5 protein-coding genes are annotated in these 5,599 nt (G+C 54.9%); all 5 read right to left on the reverse strand.

What is annotated here, in order from left to right; all coding sequences use genetic code 11:
• The coding region (locus AC2VLY_RS15730; RefSeq protein WP_486922605.1) for a hypothetical protein at positions 1-437 on the reverse strand (437 nt) is incomplete at its 3' end.
• Entirely contained in the window at positions 434-1,825 is a 1,392-nt protein-coding gene (locus AC2VLY_RS15735) for an HlyD family type I secretion periplasmic adaptor subunit (RefSeq protein ID WP_486922606.1), read from the reverse strand. The genes AC2VLY_RS15730 and AC2VLY_RS15735, both read right to left, overlap by 4 nt.
• Before the next feature lies 1 nt (position 1,826).
• The gene (locus tag AC2VLY_RS15740; RefSeq protein ID WP_193651555.1) at positions 1,827-4,007 is read right to left on the reverse strand and encodes a peptidase domain-containing ABC transporter; all 2,181 of its coding nucleotides are present in this window, start codon (positions 4,005-4,007) and stop codon (positions 1,827-1,829) included.
• Positions 4,004-4,762, reverse strand: a complete 759-nt coding sequence (locus AC2VLY_RS15745) for a DUF2968 domain-containing protein (RefSeq protein WP_193651556.1) — start codon at positions 4,760-4,762, stop codon at positions 4,004-4,006. Before AC2VLY_RS15745 ends, AC2VLY_RS15740 begins: the two co-directional genes overlap by 4 nt.
• Before the next feature lie 82 nt (positions 4,763-4,844).
• Positions 4,845-5,599, reverse strand: a 755-nt coding sequence (locus tag AC2VLY_RS15750; protein WP_486922608.1) for a sigma 54-interacting transcriptional regulator, incomplete at its 5' end; no start/stop codon positions are given.

A 5,599-nucleotide genomic window follows, 5' to 3' on the forward strand; every position in this document is an offset into this window, starting at 1 on the left:
GGTGCTGGTACCTGGTTGTTTTTCTGCACAGTTTCGCTGACTGCCGGCCGCTGAGACGCTTTCGGACTATTCAGTGAGAGTGTCGGGATTTTGCTCAGGTGAGGCGCTTTCGGGGAGACGGGTTGGGTCTCTGAAGCTGGCACTGTTGTGGACCTGGGAGTCGCTACAGGCGATGTCTGAGGCTTTTTAGCCTTTAATGGCCGCTGAGGGGAGATATCGGGCCGTTGTCTGGCCAATACCTGCTCCTGTTCCCTGGACGGATGACCATAATATTGTGGAGAAGCGGGGAGCGCATCACTGAGGGCTGCAGCCAGCCCGGTGTTGCTGATGTCATCAACTGCGCCTGACTGCGCCCTGGCAGGTAAGGCTACCGCCAGACCGAGCATGACCACGGCAAGCTGTACCGCCACTTGCAAAACCGTACCAGAATTTTTCATCGCACTGACAACCCTTCGTCCCAGTCGCGGAACAGGGGGCTGAGGAAAAATTGCAGGATGCGTCGTTCCCCGGTATTGATGTTGACGGATACGGACATGCCAGGGCGCATTTTGACAGCCTTTCCGTGCACCATCAGAGAGGGATGCGCCACGGTAACACGGATACGGTAGAACAATGCCCCGCTGGAGCCGTCGCTTCCATGCTGGGAAATGGCATCAGGGCTGATTTTGTCAACCACTCCCTGCAGGGCTCCATATTGTTCAAAAGGATAAGCGGCTACCTTGACCCGTGCCTTTTGACCGACATGAACGAAGGCCATGTGACTATCAGGCAGGGCGCATTCAACGACCAGCGGGGTCCCACTCGGCACGATGCTGACCACGGATTGCGCGGGTGTCACCACCTCACCAATATTGCGTACCTCCACACTTTGCACCACGCCGTTTACCGGAGAGCGTAAGGCATGCAAGGCCAGCTCGCGGTTGGCGTGAGTTTGCTGAGCTTCCAGAGAAATTACCGATTGGGTGTTTTCACCGAGGCTGTGCAGTAAGGTGGCATGATAGTTGGCACGGGTTTCGGAAATATCCTGCTCCAGTTCGGTCTGACGTTGGGTATAGCGGGCAATGTCGCCCTTGTTTTGGGTAATTTGTCCACGCAGACTGATTTCCTTTTGTTGGGCTTCCATATACTGGATTTCCGGTATGGCCCCGATTTTGGCGAGGGCTGCATCTGCCACGACTTGCGGATGCAATAAATCTTCCTGTTGTTGCAGGGAAGCCCCCTGACTTTTGGCGGCTTCCAGAGCGGTCTGATTTTGGGCCAGACGGGATTGTTCTGCACTCTGGTGACTCCGATACTCGGCCTCCTGGGCGGCCTGCAGGGCATTTTCCATTTGCAGGTATTCGGGGTTTACCTTGGCTGTAGCGGTGAGACTGTTATGGCCACTGAGTTGCGCCTGGATGCGCGCCCTTTCAATATCGCGCAGTGCCAGTTCCTGTCTGGTTGCATGGAGGGTGGCCTGAGTCACCGTCGGGTTGAGAGAGACCAGTAATTGGCCTTTGCGCACCTGCTCGCCATTGTGCACATAAATATGTTCGACAGTGGCAGTGGTGATAGGCTGAACCATTTTGACCCTACCGTCAGGAACAAATTGACCACTGGCTGTGGCGACGATATTCAATTTTCCAAAATAAGACCAGAGAATGGCAGCCACCAGAAGAAAAACCAGTGTCCACAGGATGCGGTGCTGCCACGGCGCCGGGGGGCGCTCCTGAATTTCCAGCAGGGGTGGCAAAAACTCATTTTCCAGCTTTTTCAGGGCAGCCTGACGGTTTTTTTCTCGGGCTTCTGCCACGCTACCGCGCAACCCACCCAAAGCACGTGCCATTTCAGTTTGCTCCTTCTTCGTCATGAGCCAGCAAGGCGTAGATCCCATTTTGGGCGATCAGGGTCTGATGCGCACCCTGTTCGACAATTTCGCCATCGTCCATTACCAGAATAATGTCTGCGCTACGGATGGAGGCCAGACGGTGTGCGGCCATAAAGACGGTGCGTCCTTCGCAGATTTTATGAAGATTTTTCCAGATGATACGTTCCGACTCATAGTCGAGGGCGCTGGTTGCCTCATCAAAAATGAGAATGCGCGGATCGCCCAGAAGGGCTCTGGCTATGGCAATGCGCTGCCGCTGTCCGCCAGAGAGGCTGTCCCCCCGCTCACCCACTTTGGTGTCATAGGCATCCGGCATTTTGCTGATGAATTCATGAGCGCCTGCCAGCTGCGCGGCGGCGATGACGCGATCCAGAGTGGCCTCAGGATAGACCATGGTAATGTTTTCGCGAATGGTTCCAGAGAACAGGAAGTTTTCCTGGAGTACGACGCCGATCTGTCGCCGTAACCAGTTGGGCTCGACATGGCGAAGGTCGATGCCATCAATCAGCACGGTTCCTGAATCCGGCAGATACAGCCGCTGCAGCATTTTTGCGAGGGTACTTTTGCCCGAACCGCTGCGGCCGACGATGCCGACGAAAGAGCCTGCAGGAATGTCAAAACTGATGCCCTTGAGCACTTCTTCCGAATCTGCCGTATAGCGAAAACGCAGCTTGTCGAGAGTTACCCGGCCATGCAGTGCGGGCGGCGAAGCCTTGCCAATATCCACTACCGGTTCTGCCGGCGTATTCATGAGATCACCCATGCGACTCACGGATACCCCCACCTGCTGAAAATGTTGCCAGAGCTGGGCGAGACGTAAAATGGGGCCCGTGACCTGACCGGAGATCATCTGGAAGGCGATCAGTTCACCCACACTCAGTTCGCCATCCAACACCAGTTTGACCCCTACCCATAGGATTGCCAGGGTCCCCAGCCGTTGGATCATCTGGGTGAAGGCACTGGTTACACCAGCCAGACGATCTACCCGATAGGAGGCCATGACGTAGCGTGAGAGGCTTTCTTCCCAGCGCTGATAGATTTTGGACTCCACGGCGAGTGCTTTGACCGTCTGGATACCGGTGATGGTTTCCACCAGGAAGGACTGGTTTTCGGCACTGCGATCAAACTTTTCCTGGAGCAGCCGGCGCAGGACGGGGAATATGGCCAGGGATAATCCCACCATGAAGGGAATGGTGGCGAGCACCACCAAAGTCAGCAATCCGCTGTAAAAGAGCAGGACAATAATGAAAATGCCGATAAACCAAATGTCGATGAAAGACATGAGGGTAGGGCCGGTAAGAAATTGCCGCACAACTTCCAGTTCCCGGACACGCGCTACCGTAGAGCCCACCGTGCGGGTTTCAAAGTAGCGCATGGGAATGCGCAGCACATGGGCAAAAAGACGCGCGCCCAGAGTGACATCAATGCGGTTGGTGGTATGGGTCATCATCAGCGTCTTGAGGACGTTGAGGGTGGTTTCAAAAGCAATCACCAGCAACATGCCGATGGCCAGGATGTCCAGGGTGGGCAGGCTGTGATAGACCAGCACCCGATCAATCACCAACTGCACGAACAAGGGCATGGCCAGCCCGAACATCTGCACCACAAATGCCGCCATCAGGACTTCGATAACGGGCTTGCGGTATTTCAGAATGATGGGTATGAACCAGCGCAACCCAAAACGCTGGTTTTCAGCACCCCATGAAAAACGCGGCTTCAGAAAAATGACCCGTCCGGTCCATGCCTTTTCCAGAGTCGCCTGATCAAGAATGAGCTGACCACGGGTAGGATCGACGGCAACCAGGCGCTGGTTTTCGAAGCGCCCCAGCACAATGTAATTACCGTCTTTCAGCTCTGCCATGACCGGATAGTGCTGACGGGCCAGATCTGTCCACTGCAACTGGACGACTTTGGCTACCAGTTTGACTTCCCGTGCAGCCAGGATGATTTTGCCTGGAGGCAGTATGGGTGCTGTCATGCCCAATGCCCGGGCCAACTGCTCCGCATTGCAGGGGCGCTGGTAATAACCTGCAATCATGGCCAGGCATTGCAAGCCACTGGAAACGGGTTGGGCAGGGCGGGGTGACTCAGCGGGGCTGCCCGGTACCCCATTGTCCTGTTCTGAATCCTGTCCGGTCATGGATGCGCGGTGGCACGAATCTGGATTCGGCTCTTCTGAGGCGTGTAGGGCTGGGTGGGCGTCTGATGCGGTATGACCTGATTGTTAAAGCTTTCCATGGAAGGTCCAGCCTGGGCTTTGCTTTGCAGTCCGGCAATCGCACTGTTGGTCGTGCTGAGCTGTTCTTCCAGCGACTTGCGCTGGGCATCCAGGGCCTCGGCTTCCTGCAGTAATTGACTCTGGGCAGCAGTTCCAGCCTGAACAATTTTCTGTTGCGCAGAAATTTGTTGGGCCAATTCTTCTTCCCGCTTCTGCTGGGCGGCAAGGCTGCGCTTGGCGACTGCAATGCGGGCATCCAACTGGATTTTGGCAAGATCAGGCGCAGCCAGACGAATGGTCTGAGTGGCCAGTTTGGTGTAGAGCTGTTCGGCTTTGTGACCATCTGCAGTTTCGCCCACCCACCAGAAATCATGATGTTTGAGCAGAACTACCGAGTAATCGAGGGTTTGCGGATTAAAAAACATGGCGGCTGCAAAAGGACCGTTGTAAATGGTGCGCAGTTCCACAAGCTGGTGCGTTTTGATGAGACTCAGCACATGTTGAGTCAATGCGGGTGCCTGCGCGGGGGCGCTACTGGGAAGTGCTGCCGGGTTGTCAGACTGCGGGGTGGTGGCGGCGCTATCTGCATAAGCCCCGGTGCTTAATCCCATTCCGACCAGTATCCCAATGGTCATGGACAGAATACGAATGGCCGGTTGTTTTGTTCGTATACGCATGTGCTATCTCCTTGTTAATGTCTTTCAAAGCGGTGTGGTCAAAACAGAAAGCTGATTTTACGGTGTTGCTTCCTTTTTGCCATCAATCAGATAATCCGTATTTTTTCATCTTCAGCCACAATGTCTTGCGGCTCCAACCCAGAGCATCGGCAGTTTCCGATCTGCGCCACTGATTTTTTTCCAGGGCCTGAAGTACCTGACTGCGTTCTTCCGTCCGGGATGAAAAATCGGGCAGTTCTTCCTGTTCCTGCGCTTCGCATTCCAGCGCCTCGGTACAGAGCAGATGCAGACATTCTGCCTGTTCAAAGCGATGATGTCCCAGGTAATAAGCCGCCATGCGCGCTGCCTTGTTGTACAGTTCGCGGACGTTGCCTGGAAAGGAATAACTGAAAACCCATTCCTTCAACCATAAAGGCAAATCCGGAAGCTCACAAACTTCCTGGGCATAAAGATTCAGAGACTGGCGCATGGCGGCATTGAACAGCAAAAGCTTTTCTTCTGGCCCACGTTCCTGCAGGGTCGGGACGTAAAGCTCGACGACGGCAATACGGTGATAAAAGTCGAGGCGAAAGGTGCCTTCCTGAATCATGCGGTTGAGGGGGCGGTTGGTGGCGGTCACCAGACGGAAATCCGTCTTGATGGCTTCACTGGAACCTACGGGGTGAATCATTCCGTCATCAAGGGCACGGAGTAATTTGACCTGCTGGGAAAAGGGCAGGTCGCCAATTTCGTCCAGATACAGGGTTCCTTTGTGCGCATCGCGGAAATAACCGGTATGGTCGCGCACCGCACCGGTAAACGAACCTTTGATGTGCCCGAAAAACATGGATTCAAACA

Source organism: Acidithiobacillus sp. TH-A36, from assembly GCF_057473445.1.